Source organism: Streptomyces sp. NBC_01426, assembly GCF_036231985.1.
Classification (GTDB): domain Bacteria; phylum Actinomycetota; class Actinomycetes; order Streptomycetales; family Streptomycetaceae; genus Streptomyces.
In genome coordinates, this window is sequence record NZ_CP109500.1 from 6174349 (window position 1) to 6193112 (window position 18764).

Genomic DNA, 18764 nt, shown 5'->3' on the forward strand with positions numbered 1-18764 from the left:
GAGGAGACGGCCTAGGCTCCGGGCATGGGACGTCGGGCTCCGCTCATCGCCGTCGCGGCCGTGCTGCTGGCCGCCGGATGCCATCACGGGGACGGCGAGAAGAGCCCCGCCGGCATCGCGGCGCTCGTCTCGGGGGCGCCGCTCACGAGCCCCGGGTTCCCGCCGACCGCGCGGGAGGCGGCCGCTCGGCTGGCCGCGCTCAAGGTCGAGTGGGGCAGGAACTGGCAGACCTACAAGCGGGAGAACTTCGGCCGCTACTGGTCGGACGAGACGGACGCCCTCGGCGGCCGCAACGGCTGCGACACCCGGGACGACGTGCTCCGCAGGGACCTCAGGCAGCTCCGGGAGGGGGACCGCAACCCCTGCGTGGTGCTCTCCGGAGTGCTGCACGACCCGTACACCGGCAAGGAGATCCCCTACACCTACCGCCGCGCCTCCGGGATCGAGACGGATCACGTCGTCGCGCTGGGCGCCGCCTGGCGGGGCGGGGCCCACGCCTGGACGCCGCAGCGCAGGCTGGAGTACGCCAACGACCTGAACGTCCTGCTCGCCGTGGACAAGCAGACCAACCAGGACAAGGGCAGCAGGACCGCCGACAAGTGGAGGCCCCCGCGGCGGGCGTACCGGTGCGAGTACGCCCGGCGCTACACCGGCATCAAGGCGACGTACGGGTTGTCCGTGACGCCACCGGAGAAGGCCGCCCTCGTCGAGATGCTGGGGACCTGCCCTCAGGGGTGACCGGCCGCCGAGAAGAGCGTGTGCATCGCTCGGCGCAGGCCGCAGATGTCCGAGACCGGCTCCGGGAAGTCGAAGCGGGCGTCGAAGGCGGCGGAGGGGTCGCCGCCCGTGAAGCGCACGCGCAGCCCCAGCCGGTCGAGGGCCAGCGGGACGCCCTTCATGCCCTGCGCCTCGCGTGCGCCGAGCAGCCCGCACAGGTCCGCGATCCGGTCGCCGTGGGCGGCGGAGAGGTGCTGGAGGAGTTCCGTCTCGTGGGCGACCATCGGGTCCGGCTCCGCCGCCGCCAGGTCGTCCGGGTCCACCTGCTCCGCGCCCCACAGGTCGTCCACCGAGATCTCGCCGACCTCCAGGCGGAGCATCATCCAGGCCGGGCGGCCCGAGTACGGGGCGTCCAAGGACTCGGACATGCCCAGCAGCTCGCCCACCGGACGGCGCTCCGCGAGCAGCGCCGCACAGGCCGCCCGGTCGTCCCCGCGCACCGGCGTCAGCCACCCGGCGAGCCACGCGCGACCTCGGATACGATGGGGCACGGACACCGGCGCCACGTCCGTGATCTCGATCACGGCGGTGAGGTCGTCGTCCTGGGCGTGAGCGGCTGCCCTGGCAGCCGCGGATTCCCCGGAAACAAGGAGAATCACGTCCCCGTCCGGGGTGACGGTCCGAGCGGCCGGCAGCCCTGTCCCGAACTCTTCCTGGTCGAAAGCACCCGGGAGCGTGAGGGATACTGAGGCGTTGGACTCTACGAGGGTTCGTACGCGTTCGGCTCCGGTGAGCTGCCGAACGCCTTCCCTGGGACGCGGCTGACCTTGCTTATCGTCGTCGAAAGCAGATTCCGTTTCGTTGGAATCTGAACTTCGACGCGCACTGGGCAGGGGGATCCCATGTGGTCGAGACATTACGTCCTCCTCGCTAAGGTAAGCCTCACCTAACTTACATGGAGGTAGGTTCCACGTGAACCAGAAGCGACCCAAGGTCAAGAAGTCGCGTGCCCTCGGCATTGCGCTGACCCCGAAGGCCGTCAAGTACTTCGAGGCCCGCCCCTACCCGCCGGGCGAGCACGGCCGTGGCCGCAAGCAGAACTCGGACTACAAGGTTCGTCTGCTGGAGAAGCAGCGTCTGCGCGCTCAGTACGACATCTCTGAGCGTCAGATGGCCCGCGCGTACGACCGCGCCAAGAAGGCCGAAGGCAAGACGGGCGAGGCGCTGGTCGTCGAGCTCGAGCGTCGCCTCGACGCCCTGGTCCTGCGTTCGGGCATCGCCCGCACCATCTACCAGGCTCGCCAGATGGTCGTTCACGGCCACATCGAGGTCAACGGTGGCAAGGTCGACAAGCCGTCGTTCCGTGTCCGCCCGGACGACGTCATCACGGTGCGCGAGCGCAGCCGCGAGAAGGTTCCGTTCCAGGTTGCCCGCGAGGGTGGCTACGCAGGCGAGGGCGAGACCCCCCGTTACCTGCAGGTCAACCTGAAGGCCCTGGCCTTCCGCCTGGACCGCGACCCGAACCGCAAGGAAATCCCGGTCATCTGCGACGAGCAGCTCGTCGTCGAGTACTACGCCCGCTGATTCGGCGGACGTAGCCTCACAGGCTGGTCAGCCCGCCGGTTCCCCCTTGGGGGAGCCGGCGGGCTTCCTGTTTCCCGCGCCCGACCCGGCGCGGCCCGCCGTCCGGGTCGGCATCGTGCGGGGCCTCGGCAGCGCGACCGCGGGCGCCGGCTCCGGCCCCCGCAACGCCCGCTCCACCAGCGCGTCCGGCGACAGGGCGCGCCCGTGCCGGGCGGCGGCGGTGCAGCGCTCCGCGCCGATCAGCTCGCCCGCGCGCTCCAGGCACATCAGCCGGGGCGCGTTGAAGTACCCCGAGCCGAAGAGCCGCAGCCCGACCCCGTCCCACATCGGCTCGGCCGCGCCCTGGAGCACCACCGCCTCCGTCGGATGCCCCTCCGTCACCGTGACCAGGGCCAGCAGCTCGACCGCGAGGACCAACCCCACCAGGTCCCGGAACGCGTGGTTGATCTCCACGCACTCGGTCAGCAGCGACCTGGCCCGCCCGGTGTCCCCGGCGTCCAGCGCCGCGTACGCCAGCACGTACAGCGCGTACGCCTTCGTCCACAGCTCCCCGCGCTCCTCGCAGATCTCCCTGACCTCCTCGCACAGCGAGAGCGCGCCGGCCGGCTCCCCCAGGAACGCCAGCGACATCGCCAGCTCCACCTGGCACATCAACACGTTGCTGTTCAGCTCACCGGCCTCGCGGTAGCGCTCCAGCGCCGTGCCCAACAGCTCCCGGGCCCGCGCCATGTCGTCCGAGACCAGGGCCAGGCAGCCCAGGCGGTGCACCGCGTACGCCGCGGCCACCGGGTTCCCGGTGCGGGCCGCGCCGTCCCGGCACTCGTACAGGGCGCTCATCGAGGCCACCGCGTCGCCCTGGAGGGCGGCCACGTACCCCAGCACCCAGAGCGCCTTCAGCCGTGAGCTCTCGTACTCCGGGCCCGGAGCGTGCTCCAGCGTGCGGTCCAGCCAGTGCCGGCCCTCGGTGAGCCGGCCGCAGCCCGCCCAGTAGAACCAGAGGGTGCCCGCCAGGTACTGGCCCAGATGCAAGTCCTCCGGTTCTTCGAGGCAGCACTCCAGGGCCAGCCGCAGGTTCGGCAGCTCCGCCTCCACCAGCGCGGCCACCTCACGCTGACGCGGACTGAACCAGTCCAGCTCGCACCAGGTCGCCAGCCCCATGTACCAGTCCCGGTGCCGGCGCCGCAGCCGCCCGGCGTCGCCCAGCGACTCCAGCCAGCCCGCGCCGTACAGCCGCACGGTCTCCAGCATCCGGTAGCGCACCCCGGCCGGGGTCTCCTCCTTCACCAGCAGCGACTGGGCCAGCAACTCCCCGATCAGGTCCAGCACGGACTCCACCGGCAGGTCCCGACCGGCGCACACGTATTCGGCGGCGTCGAGGTCGAACTGCCCTGCGAAGACCGAGAGCCGCGCCCACAGCAGGCGCTCCGGCGGCGTGCACAGCTCGTGGCTCCAGCCGATCGCCGTGCGCAGCGTCCGGTGCCGCGGCAACGCCCCGCGCGCCCCGCCCGTCAGCAGGGCGAACCGGTCCGCCAGCCGGGCCGACACCTGCTCCGGGGCCAGTGCGCGCAGCCGGCCCGCCGCCAGCTCCAGCGCCAGCGGGATCCCGTCGAGCCGCTCGCACAGCCCGGTCAGCGCCGCCCGGTTGGCGTCCGTCACCTCGAAGGCCGGATCGAGGGCCGCCGCCCGGCTCGCCAGCAGGGCCAGGGCCTCCTCGGGGGCCGGCGGGGCCAGCGGGAAGACCAGCTCCCCCTCCACCTCCAGCGGACGCCGGCCCGCGGCCAGCACCCGCAGCCCGGGGGAGCGGCGCAGCAGCTCCCGGACCAGGACCGCGCACTCGTCGACCAGCTGCTCGAACCCGTCCAGGACCAACAGCACCCGTCGCTCCGCCAGGTGCTCGGTCAGCACGGTCCGCAGCGGCCGGGTGGTGTGGTCGGTCAGCCCGAGCGCCTCGGCGATGGTGAGCTCCAGGAACGCCGGATCCCGCACGCAGGACAGCTCCGCCCACCACACGCCGTCGCAGTAGCGTTCCTGCTCCGCCGGGGTCCCGGACGCCTCCAGCTCCCGGGCGGCCGCCAGCACCAGCCGGGACTTGCCCACGCCCCCGACCCCGGTCACCGTCACGAGCCGCGAGGTCCCGAGGAGCCGTTCCAACCCGTCGAGTTCGTCACCCCGGCCGACGAACTCGCTCAGCTCCGAGGGAAGATTGCCCCAGGTCCTGTTTCGAAGGGGTCTCTGTCGCATGGGACACGGAGAGTACTGGTCCGGATGCGCCCCGTACAAGGCGGACCCCGAGCCTCCGGAATTCCGGTACGGGCGGGGATCTCCGGCGCGATAGGGTCGGACGACGACCTTTATACGTGGCGATCGATGTGCAGAGAGTGGTGCGACGTGTCCGGTGGAGAGGTGGCCGGGATCCTCGTGGCCGTCTTCTGGGCCATCCTGGTCTCCTTCCTCGCCGTGGTGTTGGTGAGGCTGGCCCAGGTCCTGAAGGCGACCACCAAGATGGTGGCCGACGTGACCGAACAGGCGGTCCCGCTGTTGGCCGACGCCTCCACGACCGTCCGCTCCGCGCGCACCCAGCTCGACCGGGTCGACGCCATCGCGAGCGACGTCCAGGAAGTCACCTCCAACGCCTCCGCGCTGTCCTCGACCGTGGCCTCCACCTTCGGCGGCCCCCTGGTCAAGGTCGCGGCCTTCGGCTACGGGGTCCGCAAGGCGCTGGGCAAGAACACGGACGCCGCGCCGAAGAAGACATCCCGACGTACCGTGATCGTCGGCCGTACGGTGCCGACGCCCCGGCGCCGGAAGCAGAAGGGCTGAGACCTCCGATGTTCCGCCGAGCCTTCTGGTTCACCGCCGGCGCAGCCGCCGGCGTGTGGGCCACCACCAAGGTCAACCGACAGCTGAAGAAGCTGACACCGGAGAGCCTCGCCGCGCAGGCCGCCGACAAGGCGGTGGAGGCGGGTCACCGCCTCAAGGACTTCGCCCTCGACGTCAAGGCGGGAATGACGCAGCGCGAAGACGAGCTGAACGATGCACTGGGGCTCCACCAGGACCCCGACCGGCCCGACAACGTCACCGCCCTCCCCGGGCCGCGACGGCTGCGGGCCCTGGAGAACGACCAGACCACCCCCCGCACGAACCACTCGGCGGTCGGGTACAACCGGAATGAGGACCACTGATGGAGTCGGCTGAAATCCGCCGCCGCTGGCTGAGCTTCTTCGAGGAGCGCGGTCACACCGTTGTCCCTTCGGCGTCGCTCATCGCGGACGACCCGACTCTGCTGCTGGTCAACGCGGGCATGGTCCCGTTCAAGCCGTACTTCCTCGGCGAGACCAAGCCCCCGGCCCCGCGGGCCACGAGCGTGCAGAAGTGCGTCCGTACCCCGGACATCGAAGAGGTCGGCAAGACCACCCGCCACGGCACGTTCTTCCAGATGTGCGGCAACTTCTCCTTCGGGGACTACTTCAAGGAAGGCGCCATCAAGTACGCCTGGGAGCTGCTCACCAGCTCCGTGGCGGACGGCGGCTACGGCCTCGAACCCGAGAAGCTCTGGATCACCGTCTACCTCGACGACGACGAGGCCGAGACGATCTGGCGCGACGTGGTCGGCGTCCCCGCCGAGCGCATCCAGCGCCTGGGCAAGAAGGACAACTTCTGGTCCATGGGCGTCCCCGGACCCTGCGGCCCGTGCTCGGAGATCAACTACGACCGCGGCCCGGAGTTCGGCGTCGAGGGCGGCCCCGCCGTCAACGACGAGCGCTACGTGGAGATCTGGAACCTGGTCTTCATGCAGTTCGAGCGCGGCGCCGGCGACGGGAAGGAAGACTTCCCGATCCTCGGCGACCTGCCGTCGAAGAACATCGACACCGGTCTCGGCCTCGAACGTCTCGCCATGATCCTGCAGGGCGTGCAGAACATGTACGAGACCGACACCCTGCGCGTGGTCATGGACAAGGCCACCGAGCTCACCGGCGTCCAGTACGGGGCCGCCCACGGCACCGACGTCTCGATGCGCGTGGTCGCCGACCACATCCGCACCTCGGTGATGCTCATCGGTGACGGCGTGACCCCCGGCAACGAGGGCCGCGGCTACGTGCTGCGCCGCATCATGCGCCGCGCCATCCGCAACATGCGCCTCATGGGCGCCACCGGTCCCGTCGTCCAGGAACTCGTGGACGTCGTGATCGACACGATGGGGCAGCAGTACCCGGAGCTGGTCACCGACCGCAAGCGCATCGAGACCGTCGCCCTCGCCGAGGAAGCCGCCTTCCTGAAGGCCGTCAAGGGCGGCACGAACATCCTCGACACCGCCGTGAGCGAGACCAAGGCCACCGGCGGCACCGTGCTCTCCGGCGACAAGGCGTTCCTGCTCCACGACACCTGGGGCTTCCCGATCGACCTGACCCTGGAGATGGCCGCCGAACAGGGCCTCTCCGTGGACGAGCCCGGTTTCCGCCGCCTGATGCAGGAGCAGCGCGACCGCGCCAAGGCCGACGCCAAGGCCAAGAAGACCGGCCACGCGGACATGTCCGCCTACCGGGAGATCGCCGACGGCGCCGGAGCCACCGAGTTCACCGGCTACGCCACCAACCAGGGCGAGTCCACGATCGTCGGCCTGCTGGTCAACGGCGTCTCCGCGCCCGCCGCCTCCGAGGGCGACGAGGTCGAGATCGTCCTCGACCGCACCCCCTTCTACGCCGAGGGCGGCGGCCAGCTCGCCGACCAGGGCCGGATCAGGCTCGACTCCGGCGCCGTCGTCGTCGTGCGCGACGTGCAGCAGCCCGTCCCGGGCGTCTCCGTGCACAAGGGTTCCGTCCAGGTCGGCGAGGTGACGGTGGGCGCCTCGGCGTACGCCGCCATCGACGTCAACCGCCGCCGGGCCATCGCCCGCGCCCACTCGGCCACGCACCTGACGCACCAGGCGCTGCGCGACGCCCTCGGCCCGACGGCCGCCCAGGCCGGTTCCGAGAACTCGCCCGGCCGCTTCCGCTTCGACTTCGGCTCCCCGAACGCCGTCCCCGGCACGGTCCTCACCGACGTCGAGCAGAAGATCAACGACGTGCTCTCGCGCGAGCTGGACGTCACCGCCGAGATCATGAGCATCGACGAGGCGAAGAAGCAGGGCGCCATCGCCGAGTTCGGCGAGAAGTACGGCGAGCGGGTGCGCGTCGTGACCATCGGCGACTTCTCCAAGGAGCTGTGCGGCGGCACGCACGTCGGCAACACCGCCCAGCTGGGTCTGGTGAAGCTGCTCGGCGAGTCCTCCATCGGCTCCGGCGTGCGCCGCGTCGAGGCCCTGGTGGGCGTGGACGCGTACAACTTCCTCGCCAAGGAGCACACGGTCGTCGCCCAGCTCCAGGAGCTGGTCAAGGGCCGTCCGGAGGAACTGCCGGAGAAGATCGCCTCCATGCTCGGCAAGCTGAAGGACGCCGAGAAGGAGATCGAGAAGTTCCGCGCGGAGAAGGTCCTCCAGGCCGCCGCCGGTCTCGCCGCCGGCGCCCAGGACGTACGGGGTGTCGCGCTCGTCACCGGCCAGGTGCCGGACGGCACCGGCGCCGACGACCTGCGCAAGCTCGTCCTCGACGTGCGCGGCCGGCTCGCCCAGGCGCCGGGGCAGGGCGACCGCCCGGCCGTCGTGGCCCTGTTCACCGTGGCGGGCGGCCGCCCGCTGACGGTCATCGCCACCAACGAGGCGGCCCGCGAGCGCGGCCTCAAGGCCGGTGACCTGGTGCGCACCGCCGCCAAGACCCTCGGTGGTGGCGGCGGCGGCAAGCCCGACGTCGCCCAGGGCGGCGGCCAGAACCCGGCCGCCATCGGCGACGCCGTCGCGGCCGTCGAGCGGCTCGTGGGCGAGACCGCCCGATGACACTGCGCCGCGGCCGCCGGTTGGCCGTCGATGTCGGTGACGCCCGGATCGGGGTCGCCTCGTGCGACCCCGACGGGGTGCTGGCCACACCGGTGGAAACCGTCCCGGGACGGGACATCCCCTTCGCCCACCGGCGGCTGCGGCAGCTCGTCGCGGAGTACGAGCCCCTCGAAGTCGTGGTCGGCCTTCCCCGCTCGCTCAGCGGGCGGGAGGGGCCGGCCGCGGTCAAGGTGCGCGCCTTCGCGAACGAGCTGGCCAAGGGCATCAAGCCGGTGACGGTACGGCTCGTGGACGAACGGATGACCACGGTCACCGCCGCCCAGGGGCTGCGGGCCTCCGGGAAGAACGCGAAGAAGGGACGCTCGGTCATCGACCAGGCGGCCGCCGTCGTGATCCTCCAGACCGCTCTTGAGACCGAACGGGTATCGGGTAATCCGCCCGGTGAGTGCGTCGAAGTGGTTGTCTGATCGCGATACGGTAACGTTCCGCGCGATGTGGCGGCATTCGAACAGCCGTCGCCCACCACTTCAGAGGCGGAACCGGGTGCCGCGGCAACGAAGCCGCTGCCTCCGTCTCGCGGCTCTAGGGGATCGATGACTGAGTATGGCCGGGGCCGCACCCCCGAACCGTGGCACCCCGAGGACCCCCTGTACGGGGACCAGGGGTGGACCGGGCATCCGGTCCAACAGGGTCAGACGCCTTACGACACCGGCGCTCAGGAGCAGTACCAGCAGCAGCCGCAGCATCCGGACCCCCAGACCGGCGGGCCCTCGTACGTGGATCCGCAGTACCAGCAGCAGTACGCGCAGCAGCAGTACCCCCAGGCGCAGTACCCGGACCCGCAGTACCAGGACCCGCAGCAGTACCCGAACCCGCAGCAGTACCCGCAGCAGGGCTACCCCCAGCAGCAGCCCGCCCCGCAGCAGCAGGGCGGGCAGCAGCACCCTCAACAGCAGCAGCCCCAGCAGCCCCAGCAGCCCCAGCAGCCTCAACAGCAGTACGGCGACCAGGTCTGGGACACCGGCCAGGGCCAGTACGTCACCGGGCCCGCGCCGGTCGACCCGTACGCGGGCGTGGACCCGTACACCCAGCAGAACGCGGGCGCCTACCCCGGTGAGGCCCCCGACCTGTACAGCACCCCCGACGCCTACCCGCCGCCGCGGCCCCCGGGCCTGCGCCACCTGGACCCCGAGCCCGGGGCTCGGGAACAGGACGGCGACCTCCTGACGGAGGAGCGCGAGGAGGAGAACGAATCCCTCGCCGGCGGCGGCGACCCCGACGGGTCGGGCGGCGGGCGCAGGTCCGGCCGTTCGAAGGACACGACCAAGCGCAGCGGCGCCGCGTGCCTGATCGCCGCCCTCGTGATCGTGGGCGTCGTCGGCGGAGGCGGCTACTACGGCTACACCTACCTCAAGGGCAAGTTCAGTTCGGCCGCGGACTTCGCCGGCACGGGCACCGACGAGACCGTCGACGTGGAGATCCCCAAGAACGCCGGCCTGATGCTCATGGGCCAGCTCCTCAAGAAGGCGGGCGTCGTGGCCAGCGCGGAGGCCTTCGCGGCCGCCGCCGAGGCCAACCCCAAGGGCAAGTCGATCCAACCGGGCGTCTACTCCCTCAAGAAGGAGATGTCCGCCAGGTCCGCGGTCGAGATCATGCTCGACCCCTCGGCCCTGAACGTGCTCACGATCCCCGAGGGCAAGCGCAACTTCGAGATCTACACCCTGATCGACAAGAAGCTCTCCCTCAAGCCCGGCACCACGAAGGACGTCGCCACCAAGGAGTCCAAGAACCTCGGCCTCCCGGACTGGGCCAACTCCAACAAGGACATCAAGGACCCGCTGGAAGGCTTCCTCTACCCGGCCCGCTACGACCTGGGCAAGGACATGAAGCCGCAGGCCCTGCTCAAGCAGATGGTCGCCAAGGCGAGCCAGGAGTACGCGAACGCCGACGTCAAGGGCCAGGCCACGAAGATGGGCCTGAAGAACCCCCTCGAACTCGTCACCGTCGCGAGCCTCGTCCAGGCCGAGGGCAAGTACCAGCACGACTTCGACAAGATCTCGCGCGTGGTCTACAACCGCCTCAAGCCGGGCAACACGGAGACCAACGGTCTGCTCGACTTCGACTCCACGATCAACTACATCAAGGGCCAGAGCACCCTCGACGTCGGTTCGGTCAAGGAACTGCGTCAGATCGCCGACCCCTACAACACGTACAAGATCGTGGGTCTGCCGGCGGGTCCCATCAGCAACCCGGGCGCCGACGCGCTCAAGGCGGCGACGAACCCGGAACCGGGCCCCTGGTACTACTTCGTGTCCGTCAACGAGAACAAGACGCTGTTCGCCGTCACCAACGACGAGCACAACGTCAACGTCGAGGAGTACGAGAGGGAGCGCAAGAAGTCGGGCCAGTAGTCCGACCGTTCGGGACGCTTTCGCACCCGGTCCCCGTCGTCCGCGGACGACGGGGACCGGGTGTCCTCGTCGCCGCACCGGCTGCTGTACTGTCTCTCGCGCCCGGGCACCGGCCCGGTCGCCCGCGCGCGTGCGCGCGGACGGGAACTGGTGAGGGGCGAGGGACATGCAGCCGACCGTACGGCGGGCCGCGGTACTGGGGTCGCCGATCGAGCACTCCCTCTCCCCGGTCCTGCACCGCGCCGCGTACCGGGAACTGGGTCTCCTCGACTGGACGTACGACCGCTTCGAGATCGACGAGGCCACGCTCGCGGGCTTCGTCACCGACCTCGGCCCCGAGTGGGCCGGGCTGTCCCTCACCATGCCGCTGAAGCGGGCGATCATCCCGCTGCTCGACGGGATCAGCGACACCGCCGCGTCGGTGGAGGCCGTCAACACGGTCGTCCTCACCCCGGACGGCCGGCGCCTCGGCGACAACACCGACATCCCCGGCATCGTCGCCGCACTGCACGAACGCGGCGTCGAGAAGGTGCCCGCCGCCGCCGTCCTCGGCGCCGGGGCCACCGCCTCCTCGGCGCTCGCGGCGCTCTCCCGCGTCTGCACCGGCGAGGTCACCGCGTACGTGCGCTCGCGCGAGCGCGCCGACGAGATGCGGCAGTGGGGCGAACGGCTCGGCGTCGACGTCCGCACGGCCGACTGGTCGCGGGCGGCCGAGGCGCTCGGCGCACCCCTGGTGATCGCCACCACCCCGGCGGGCGCGACCGACGCACTGGCCCGGGAGGTGCCCGCCGGCGCGGGGACCCTGTTCGACGTCCTGTACGACCCGTGGCCCACCGCGCTCGCGGCGGCCTGGACGGAGCGCGGAGGCACGCTCCTCGGCGGGCTGGACCTGCTGGTCCACCAGGCCGTCCTCCAGGTCGAGCAGATGACCGGCCGCGCCCCCGGACCGTTGGCGGCCATGCGCGCGGCGGGCGAAGAGGCGCTCCGGGACCGCCCGTGAGGGCGTGACACCCCCTCGAAGGGCAGGGACCTGACGGATCCCCCGTCCGATACCTGGACCTGGCACCGGGATACCCCCGCGGACATGGGAGGATCGGGTGAGGCGGGTCCGGGCCGCGCACCCGATCGCGCCGTCGCTGTGCCAGGCGCGAGCATGAGGAGCATCGTTGAGCAGGTTGCGTTGGCTGACCGCTGGAGAGTCGCACGGACCGGCCCTGGTGGCGACGCTGGAGGGCCTCCCCGCCGGCGTCCCGGTCACCACCGAGCTGGTGGCCGACCACCTGGCCCGGCGCCGGCTCGGCTATGGCCGCGGTGCCCGGATGAAGTTCGAGCAGGACGAGATCACCTTCCTCGGCGGCGTCCGCCACGGACTGTCCCAGGGTTCCCCGGTCGCCGTCATGATCGGCAACACCGAGTGGCCCAAGTGGGAGACGGTCATGTCGGCCGACCCCGTCGACCCCTCGCTGCTCAAGGAGACCGGCCGCAACGCGCCGCTCACCCGCCCGCGCCCCGGCCACGCCGACCTGGCGGGCATGCAGAAGTACGGGTTCTCCGAGGCCCGCCCGATCCTGGAGCGCGCCAGCGCCCGTGAGACGGCCGCCCGCGTGGCACTCGGCGCCATCGCCCGCTCCTTCATCAAGGAGGTCGCGGGCATCGAGATCGTCTCGCACGTGGTGGAACTGGCGGCGGCCAAGGCCCCGTACGGCGTCTACCCGACCCCCGCCGACGTCGACAAGCTCGACGCCGACCCGGTGCGCTGCCTCGACGCCGACGCGTCGAAGGCGATGGTCGCCGAGATCGACCAGGCCCACAAGGACGGCGACACCCTCGGCGGCGTCGTCGAGGTCCTCGCGTACGGGGTGCCCGTCGGCCTCGGCTCGCACGTCCACTGGGACCGCCGCCTCGACGCCCGCCTCGCGGCCGCGCTCATGGGCATCCAGGCCATCAAGGGCGTCGAGGTCGGCGACGGCTTCGAGCTGGCCCGCGTGCCCGGCTCCCAGGCGCACGACGAGATCGTGTCCACCGACGAGGGCCTGCGCCGCACCTCGGGCCGTTCCGGCGGCACCGAGGGCGGCCTGACCACCGGTGAGCTGCTGCGCGTACGGGCCGCGATGAAGCCCATCGCGACCGTGCCGCGCGCGCTCGCCACCGTGGACGTGGCCACCGGGGAGGCGACGGTGGCCCACCACCAGCGCTCCGACGTGTGTGCCGTGCCGGCCGCCGGCATCGTCGCCGAGGCGATGGTCGCACTCGTGCTCGCCGACGCCGTCGTCGAGAAGTTCGGCGGCGACTCGGTCCCCGAGACCCGCCGCAACGTCCGCTCGTACCTCGACAACCTGCAGATCCGGTGACCGCCGGACCACTGGTCGTCCTCGTCGGACCCATGGGGTCCGGCAAGTCCACGGTGGGGGAACTCCTCGCCGCACGTCTCGGCGTCCCCTACCGGGACACCGACGCCGACATCGTCGCGGCCACCGGCCGGGAGATCTCCGACCTCTTCGTCGACGAGGGCGAGCCGTACTTCCGCGGGCTGGAACGGCAGGCCGTCGCGGCCGCCGTCGCCGAGCACACCGGGGTCCTCTCCCTCGGCGGCGGAGCCGTCCTGGACGAGGGCACCCGCGGGCTGCTGGCCGGCTTGCCCGTCGCCTACCTGTCGATGGACGTCGAGGAGGCGGTCCGGCGCGTCGGCCTGGGCGCCGCGCGCCCGCTGCTCGCCGTCAACCCGCGCCGCCAGTGGCGCGAGTTGATGGAGGCCAGGCGCCCCCTGTACACCGAAGTCGCGCGCGTCGTCGTGGCCACCGACGACCGCACCCCCGAAGAGGTCGCGCAGGCGGTCCTCGACGCTCTGGAGTTGAAGGACGTATGACAGACCAGGTGACGCGTATCCAGGTCGGCGCGAGCGCCGGACACGACGCGTACGACGTGCTGGTCGGCCGGCAGCTGCTCGGCGAGCTCGGCTCCCTGATCGGCACGAAGGCCAAGCGGGTCGCGGTGATCCACCCCGAGGCGCTCGCCTCGACCGGTGAGGCACTGCGGGACGACCTGGCCGCGCAGGGCTACGAGGCGGTCGCCATCCAGGTGCCGAACGCCGAGGAGGCCAAGACGATCGAGGTCGCGGCGTACTGCTGGAAGGCCCTCGGGCAGTCCGGCTTCACCCGCACCGACGTGATCGTCGGCGTGGGCGGCGGCGCCACCACCGACCTCGCGGGCTTCGTCGCCGCCTCCTGGCTGCGCGGCGTGCGCTGGATCGCCGTACCCACCACCGTGCTCGCCATGGTGGACGCGGCCGTCGGCGGCAAGACCGGCATCAACACCGCCGAGGGCAAGAACCTCGTCGGCGCCTTCCACCCGCCCGCCGGCGTGCTCTGCGACCTCGCGGCGCTGGACTCGCTGCCGGTCAACGACTACGTCAGCGGTCTCGCCGAGATCATCAAGGCCGGTTTCATCTCCGACCCGGTGATCCTCGACCTGATCGAGGCGGACCCGCAGGCGGCCCGCACGCCCGCCGGCCCGCACACCGCCGAGCTGATCACGCGCTCGATCCAGGTCAAGGCGGACGTGGTCTCCAGCGACCTCAAGGAGGCCGGGCTGCGGGAGATCCTCAACTACGGCCACACCCTCGCCCACGCCATCGAGAAGAACGAGCGCTACAAGTGGCGCCACGGCGCGGCCGTGTCCGTCGGCATGGTCTTCGCCGCCGAACTCGGCCGGCTCGCGGGCCGGCTGGACGACGCGACGGCCGACCGGCACAAGGCGGTCCTCGCCTCCGTCGGCCTGCCGCTGACCTACCGCGGCGACCAGTGGCCCAAGCTGCTGGAGACCATGAAGGTCGACAAGAAGTCCCGCGGCGACCTGCTGCGCTTCATCGTCCTCGACGGGCTGGCCAAGCCGACCGTCCTGGAGGGGCCGGACCCCGCCGTGCTGTTCGCGGCGTACGGCGAGGTCGGGGCGTGAGCCGGCGGGTGTTCGTCCTGAACGGCCCGAACCTGGGCCGGCTCGGGTCGCGCGAGCCCGACGTGTACGGGGCCACCTCCTACACAGGGCTCGTCGAGAGCTGCCGCGCGGTCGGCGCGGAACTCGGCTTCGACGTCGAGGTCCGCGAGACCAACGACGAGGGCGAGCTGGTGCGCTGGCTGCACGAGGCGGCGGACGGCAGGATCCCCGTCGTCATCAACCCGGGCGCCTTCACGCACTACTCGTACGCCATGCGGGACGCGGCGGCGCAGCGGACCGCGCCGCTGATCGAGGTGCACATCTCGAACCCGTACGCCCGCGAGGAGTTCCGGCACACCTCGGTGATCGCCGCGGTGGCGACCGGCACCGTGGCGGGATTCGGCATCGGTTCGTACCGCCTGGCGTTGCGCGCGCTGGCGGACGAAGTGACCGCCTGACGGCAGGGGTGGGACGCCGGCGCTCCGGGGTCATATAACGTTCTCGCATCAGTCGTTGGAACGAGACGGAGTGGCAGCGGATGCAGCAAGGAGTGGGAGGCGGCGCCTGGGGCGGGTCGGGACAACACCCGGCGACGCCCTCGCAGCCGCCCATACCCCCCGGGCAGGGCTGGTCGGGTTCCGTACCGCCGCCCCCGCCCCAGCAGGCGGTTCCGGAGACGACGGGCCACATCCCGCTGCCGCCGGCCGTGGCCCCCGGCACCGGCGGCGCCACCCTCGCCGTCCTGCTGATCGGCCCGGCGGGCGCGGGGAAGACCACCGTCGCCCGCCACTGGGCGGCCACCCGGCCCGTGCCCACCGCGCACATCAGCCTGGACGACGTCCGCGAATGGGTCTGCTCGGGCTTCGCCGACCCGCAGGCGGGCTGGAACGAGCACTCCGAGGCCCAGTACCGCCTCGCCCGCCGCACCTGCGGTTTCGCCGCGCGCAACTACCTGGCGAACGGCATCTCCTGCATCCTCGACGACGCCGTCTTCCCGGACCGGCCCGTGGTCGGCCTGGGCGGTTGGAAACGGCACGTCGGCCCGGCCCTGCTGCCCGTCGTCCTGCTGCCCGGACTGGAGATCGTCCTGGAGCGCAACGCGGCCCGCTCCGGCAACCGGCGGCTCTCCGACGAGGAAGTCGCCCGCATCCACGGGCGGATGGCGGGCTGGTACGGGTCCGGGCTGTCGATCATCGACAACTCGCACTTGGACGTCGAGGGCACCGCCCGCGCGCTCGACGAGACCCTGGCCCGCGTCATCGGGGCCCCGCAGGCCTGAACCGGGGCCGCGGGCCCGTACGGACCCGCTCGCCGGGCCGGATGGGCGGGGCGCTCGTAGGCTCGAAGACATGTCAGACGCCTACGCGGCCCGCAGGGGCCGGCTTCGCGACCGCTGTGCCGCTGCGGGCAACGCCGCCGCGTTGATCACGCGTCCGGCCAATGTCCGCTACCTCGCCGGGGCGTCCCCGCGCGGCGCCGTCCTCCTGGTCGGACCCGTCGAGGACGTGCTGTTCTGCGGCACCTCGCCCTCCGGGGAGGCCGACGAGGGCCGCCTGGACGACCAACTCCGGCTGAACGTGCTCTCCGCCCCCGGCGGGGACCCCGCCGTGGCCGCCGCCGACATGGCCGCGTCCGCGCGGGCCGACTCGCTCGCCGTCGAGGAGCACCACCTCACCGTCGGCCGCCACCGGGCCCTGCGCTCGGTCGCGCCCGGACTGCGCCTCGCGGACCTCGGAACGTCCGTGGAACAGCAGCGCCTCGTCAAGGACGAGGAGGAGATCGCCTGTCTGCGGATCGCCGCCGAGATCGCCGACCAGGCGCTCGGCGAACTGCTGGAGTCCATCCTGGTCGGACGGACCGAACGCCACCTCGCCCTGGAGCTGGAACGGCGCCTGGTGGACCACGGAGCCGACGGGCCCGCCTTCCCCACCTCGGTCGGCACCGGTCCGCACTCCGGCCGTTCCCGGCACCGGCCGTCGGACCGCCGGGTGGAGGAGGGCGACTTCCTCTCCGTCTGCCTGGGCGCCAACTACCGCGGATACCGCTGCGAGATCGGCCGCACGTTCGTCATCGGCACCACCCCGGCCGACTGGCAGATCGAGCTCTACGACCTGGTCTTCGCGGCCCAGCGGGCCGGCCGGGAGGCGCTCCTGCCGGGCGCCGCCTACCGGGACGTCGACCGCGCGGCGCGCTCCGTACTGGGCTCGGCCGGCCACGGCGAGGCCCTCGAGGCGTCCACCGGACACGGCGTCGGTCTCGAAATCGACGAGGACCCGCAGCTTGCACCTACGGCAATGGGTAAACTGGACGCTTGCGTGCCGGTCACCGTCGAACCGGGGGTTCACCTCCCGGGCCGGGGAGGTGTCCGGATCGATGACACGCTCGTCGTGCGCCCCGAGGCGGACGGCGGTCCAGAGCTACTCACCATTACGACCAAGGAGCTGCTCGCGCTGTAGTCCGCCCAACCGGACGGTGCGCGCCTCCGCGGTCTTCCAGTGCAGGAGATTCCGCAACCGTGGCTTCCACGAACGACCTCAAGAACGGCATGGTGCTGAAGCTCGACGGGGGCCAGCTCTGGTCCGTCGTCGAGTTCCAGCACGTCAAGCCCGGCAAGGGCCCGGCCTTCGTGCGCACCAAGCTGAAGAGCGTGATGTCCGGCAAGGTCGTCGACAAGACGTTCAACGCCGGCACCAAGGTCGAGACGGCCACCATCGACCGCCGCGACATGCAGTTCTCGTACATGGACGGCGAGTACTTCGTCTTCATGGACATGGAGACCTACGACCAGCTGATGGTCGACCGCAAGGTCGTCGGCGACGCCGCCAACTTCCTGATCGAGGGCTTCACCGCCTCCGTGGCCCGCCACGAGGGTGAGGTGCTCTACGTCGAGCTCCCGGCCGCCGTCGAGCTGGTCATCCAGCACACCGACCCGGGCGTCCAGGGCGACCGCTCCACCGGTGGCACCAAGCCGGCGACGCTGGAGACCGGTCACGAGATCCAGGTCCCGCTCTTCGTCAGCACCGGTGAGAAGATCAAGGTCGACACCCGCACGAGCGACTACCTCGGCCGGGTGAACAGCTAACCGTGGCTGCCCGGAGCAACGCGCGAAAGCGCGCTTTCCAGATCCTCTTCGAGGCCGATCAGCGCGACGTGCCCGTGCGCGAGGTCCTCGCGGACTGGATCCGCCACGCGCGGTCGGACGACCGCCAGTCGCCGGTCAACGCCTACACGATGGATCTTGTCGAGGGTTACGCCGACAAGGTGGACCGCATCGACGATCTGATCGCCACCTACGCCGTGGACTGGGACCTCGACCGCATGCCGGTCGCGGACCGGAACATCGTGCGGCTCGGCGCCTACGAGCTGATCTGGGTGGACGACACCCCGGACGCCGTGGCGATCGACGAAGCGGTCCAGCTGGCCAAGGAGTTCTCGACGGACGAGTCGCCCTCGTTCGTGAACGGACTCCTGAGCCGGTTCAAGGACCTGAAGCCGAACCTGCGCCGCAGCGAGAGCTGACGCACAGGCCACGCACAGACGGAAGGGCCCGCAGCGCACGCGCTGCGGGCCCTTCCGTCTGTCCTCGTGGATCCCGGAGCCGGGGGGAGGGGCGGGACACACGGAAACGGCGGCCGCCGGGACCCCCGTGGGGATCCCGGCGGCCGCCGGTACGTTTCTGCTGGGACAGGGCCCGGGACTAGATGTCCTCGTGGGCCACCGCGCGACGCGCGTCCGCGTCCAGCACGCCCCAGCTGATCAGCTGTTCGGTCAGGACCGAGGGGGACTGGTCGTAGATGACGGCGAGGGTGCGCAGGTCGTCCTGGCGGATCGACAGCACCTTGCCGTTGTAGTCCCCGCGCTGGCTCTGGATCGTCGCCGCGTAGCGCTGCAGCGGACCGGCCTTCTCGGCGGGCACGCCCGCGAGGCGCTCCAGGTCCAGACGGAGCTTCGGCGGCGGCTCGGCGGCCCCGCCGGGAGTCGTGCCCGGCAGCAGCTCCTGCACCGGCACCCCGTAGAAGTCCGCCAGCTCGGCAAGGCGCTGGACGGTCACGGCGCGGTCCCCGCGCTCGTAGGAACCGACCACCACGGCCTTCCATCGGCCCTGGGACTTCTCCTCGACACCGTGGAGGGAAAGGCCCTGCTGGGTGCGGATGGCACGGAGCTTGGCCCCGAGCTGTTTGGCGTATTCGCTGGACATAACGCTCCCGGACGCTGTGACGCTGTGACGACATGGACAACGTGCGGCTCCG

Annotated in this window: 19 protein-coding genes; 16 read left to right on the forward strand and 3 right to left on the reverse strand. The window is 71.5% G+C overall.

From position 1 onward, the window contains the following. Nucleotides 1–24 precede the first annotated feature (24 nt). A complete protein-coding gene (locus OG906_RS27535; RefSeq protein WP_329446601.1) occupies nt 25–738 on the forward strand; it encodes an HNH endonuclease family protein in 714 nt (237 codons plus the stop codon). Here the strand turns inward: OG906_RS27535 and OG906_RS27540 are convergent. Beyond that, nucleotides 729–1634, reverse strand: a complete 906-nt coding sequence (locus OG906_RS27540) for a DUF2470 domain-containing protein (RefSeq protein WP_329446603.1) — start codon at nt 1632–1634, stop codon at nt 729–731. The genes OG906_RS27535 and OG906_RS27540 overlap by 10 nt on opposite strands. Nucleotides 1635–1689: 55 nt before the next feature. Between OG906_RS27540 and rpsD the strand changes: the two genes are divergently transcribed. Continuing rightward, the gene (gene rpsD, locus OG906_RS27545) at nt 1690–2301 is read left to right on the forward strand and encodes a 30S ribosomal protein S4 (RefSeq protein WP_030294564.1); all 612 of its coding nucleotides are present in this window, start codon (nt 1690–1692) and stop codon (nt 2299–2301) included. A 27-nt stretch (nt 2302–2328) separates the two neighbouring features. On the opposite strand, the gene OG906_RS27550 is transcribed toward rpsD, so the two are convergent. Then, nucleotides 2329–4542, reverse strand: coding sequence for an ATP-binding protein (locus OG906_RS27550; RefSeq protein ID WP_329446605.1), 2214 nt, complete (start codon nt 4540–4542; stop codon nt 2329–2331). A 126-nt stretch (nt 4543–4668) separates the two neighbouring features. On the opposite strand from OG906_RS27550, the gene OG906_RS27555 reads away from it, so the two are divergent. From OG906_RS27555 to nusB, 14 genes are all read left to right on the forward strand, one after another. Beyond that, on the forward strand, nt 4669–5121 hold the full coding sequence (locus OG906_RS27555; protein WP_267797456.1) for a DUF948 domain-containing protein: 453 nt from the start codon (nt 4669–4671) through the stop codon (nt 5119–5121). A gap of 8 nt (nt 5122–5129) precedes the next feature. Continuing rightward, nucleotides 5130–5483 carry a DUF6167 family protein gene (locus tag OG906_RS27560; RefSeq protein ID WP_267797455.1) on the forward strand — a complete coding sequence of 118 codons (354 nt, stop codon included), beginning with the start codon at nt 5130–5132 and terminating at the stop codon, nt 5481–5483. Then, nucleotides 5483–8170: an alanine--tRNA ligase gene (gene alaS, locus OG906_RS27565; protein WP_329446608.1), complete on the forward strand. Its 2688-nt coding sequence runs from the start codon at nt 5483–5485 to the stop codon at nt 8168–8170. Before OG906_RS27560 ends, alaS begins: the two co-directional genes overlap by 1 nt. After that, entirely contained in the window at nt 8167–8637 is a 471-nt protein-coding gene (gene ruvX / locus OG906_RS27570) for a Holliday junction resolvase RuvX (protein ID WP_053676633.1), read from the forward strand. Before alaS ends, ruvX begins: the two co-directional genes overlap by 4 nt. A 126-nt stretch (nt 8638–8763) precedes the next feature. Continuing rightward, complete coding sequence (gene mltG, locus OG906_RS27575; RefSeq protein ID WP_329446611.1) at nt 8764–10581, forward strand: endolytic transglycosylase MltG; 1818 nt, start codon at nt 8764–8766, stop codon at nt 10579–10581. A 166-nt stretch (nt 10582–10747) separates the two neighbouring features. Further along, a complete protein-coding gene (locus tag OG906_RS27580; RefSeq protein ID WP_329446613.1) occupies nt 10748–11581 on the forward strand; it encodes a shikimate dehydrogenase in 834 nt (277 codons plus the stop codon). Between the two features lie 166 nt (nt 11582–11747). Further along, nucleotides 11748–12932 carry a chorismate synthase gene (gene aroC / locus OG906_RS27585; protein ID WP_267797450.1) on the forward strand — a complete coding sequence of 395 codons (1185 nt, stop codon included), beginning with the start codon at nt 11748–11750 and terminating at the stop codon, nt 12930–12932. Further along, nucleotides 12929–13447: a shikimate kinase gene (locus OG906_RS27590; protein WP_267797449.1), complete on the forward strand. Its 519-nt coding sequence runs from the start codon at nt 12929–12931 to the stop codon at nt 13445–13447. Before aroC ends, OG906_RS27590 begins: the two co-directional genes overlap by 4 nt. After that, the gene (gene aroB / locus OG906_RS27595; protein WP_267797448.1) at nt 13444–14535 is read left to right on the forward strand and encodes a 3-dehydroquinate synthase; all 1092 of its coding nucleotides are present in this window, start codon (nt 13444–13446) and stop codon (nt 14533–14535) included. The genes OG906_RS27590 and aroB overlap by 4 nt, the downstream gene beginning before the upstream one ends. Further along, entirely contained in the window at nt 14532–14972 is a 441-nt protein-coding gene (gene aroQ, locus OG906_RS27600; RefSeq protein WP_053676627.1) for a type II 3-dehydroquinate dehydratase, read from the forward strand. Before aroB ends, aroQ begins: the two co-directional genes overlap by 4 nt. Nucleotides 14973–15052: 80 nt before the next feature. Further along, on the forward strand, nt 15053–15793 hold the full coding sequence (locus tag OG906_RS27605; protein ID WP_329446616.1) for an AAA family ATPase: 741 nt from the start codon (nt 15053–15055) through the stop codon (nt 15791–15793). A 70-nt stretch (nt 15794–15863) separates the two neighbouring features. Beyond that, entirely contained in the window at nt 15864–16970 is a 1107-nt protein-coding gene (locus OG906_RS27610) for an aminopeptidase P family protein (RefSeq protein WP_329446618.1), read from the forward strand. 59 nt (nt 16971–17029) lie between these two features. After that, nucleotides 17030–17596 carry an elongation factor P gene (gene efp / locus OG906_RS27615; protein WP_267797444.1) on the forward strand — a complete coding sequence of 189 codons (567 nt, stop codon included), beginning with the start codon at nt 17030–17032 and terminating at the stop codon, nt 17594–17596. Nucleotides 17597–17598: 2 nt separating this feature from the next. Further along, complete coding sequence (gene nusB / locus OG906_RS27620; RefSeq protein ID WP_329446620.1) at nt 17599–18033, forward strand: transcription antitermination factor NusB; 435 nt, start codon at nt 17599–17601, stop codon at nt 18031–18033. Nucleotides 18034–18211: 178 nt separating this feature from the next. Here nusB and bldD read toward each other — a convergent pair whose 3' ends face one another. Next, nucleotides 18212–18712: a transcriptional regulator BldD gene (bldD, locus tag OG906_RS27625; protein WP_007263032.1), complete on the reverse strand. Its 501-nt coding sequence runs from the start codon at nt 18710–18712 to the stop codon at nt 18212–18214. Nucleotides 18713–18764: the final 52 nt, after the last annotated feature.

Bases quoted from the DNA above. Each gene is read 5' to 3' on its own strand.
- OG906_RS27535 (WP_329446601.1), top strand. From the start codon at position 25: ATGGGACGTCGGGCTCCGCTCATCGCCGTCGCGGCCGTGCTGCTGGCC.
- OG906_RS27540 (WP_329446603.1), bottom strand. From the start codon at position 1,634: ATGTCTCGACCACATGGGATCCCCCTGCCCAGTGCGCGTCGAAGTTCA.
- OG906_RS27550 (WP_329446605.1), bottom strand. From the start codon at position 4,542: ATGCGACAGAGACCCCTTCGAAACAGGACCTGGGGCAATCTTCCCTCG.
- OG906_RS27555 (WP_267797456.1), top strand. From the start codon at position 4,669: ATGTGCAGAGAGTGGTGCGACGTGTCCGGTGGAGAGGTGGCCGGGATC.
- OG906_RS27560 (WP_267797455.1), top strand. From the start codon at position 5,130: ATGTTCCGCCGAGCCTTCTGGTTCACCGCCGGCGCAGCCGCCGGCGTG.
- alaS (WP_329446608.1), top strand. From the start codon at position 5,483: ATGGAGTCGGCTGAAATCCGCCGCCGCTGGCTGAGCTTCTTCGAGGAG.
- ruvX (WP_053676633.1), top strand. From the start codon at position 8,167: ATGACACTGCGCCGCGGCCGCCGGTTGGCCGTCGATGTCGGTGACGCC.
- mltG (WP_329446611.1), top strand. From the start codon at position 8,764: ATGACTGAGTATGGCCGGGGCCGCACCCCCGAACCGTGGCACCCCGAG.
- OG906_RS27580 (WP_329446613.1), top strand. From the start codon at position 10,748: ATGCAGCCGACCGTACGGCGGGCCGCGGTACTGGGGTCGCCGATCGAG.
- aroB (WP_267797448.1), top strand. From the start codon at position 13,444: ATGACAGACCAGGTGACGCGTATCCAGGTCGGCGCGAGCGCCGGACAC.
- OG906_RS27605 (WP_329446616.1), top strand. From the start codon at position 15,053: ATGCAGCAAGGAGTGGGAGGCGGCGCCTGGGGCGGGTCGGGACAACAC.
- OG906_RS27610 (WP_329446618.1), top strand. From the start codon at position 15,864: ATGTCAGACGCCTACGCGGCCCGCAGGGGCCGGCTTCGCGACCGCTGT.
- bldD (WP_007263032.1), bottom strand. From the start codon at position 18,712: ATGTCCAGCGAATACGCCAAACAGCTCGGGGCCAAGCTCCGTGCCATC.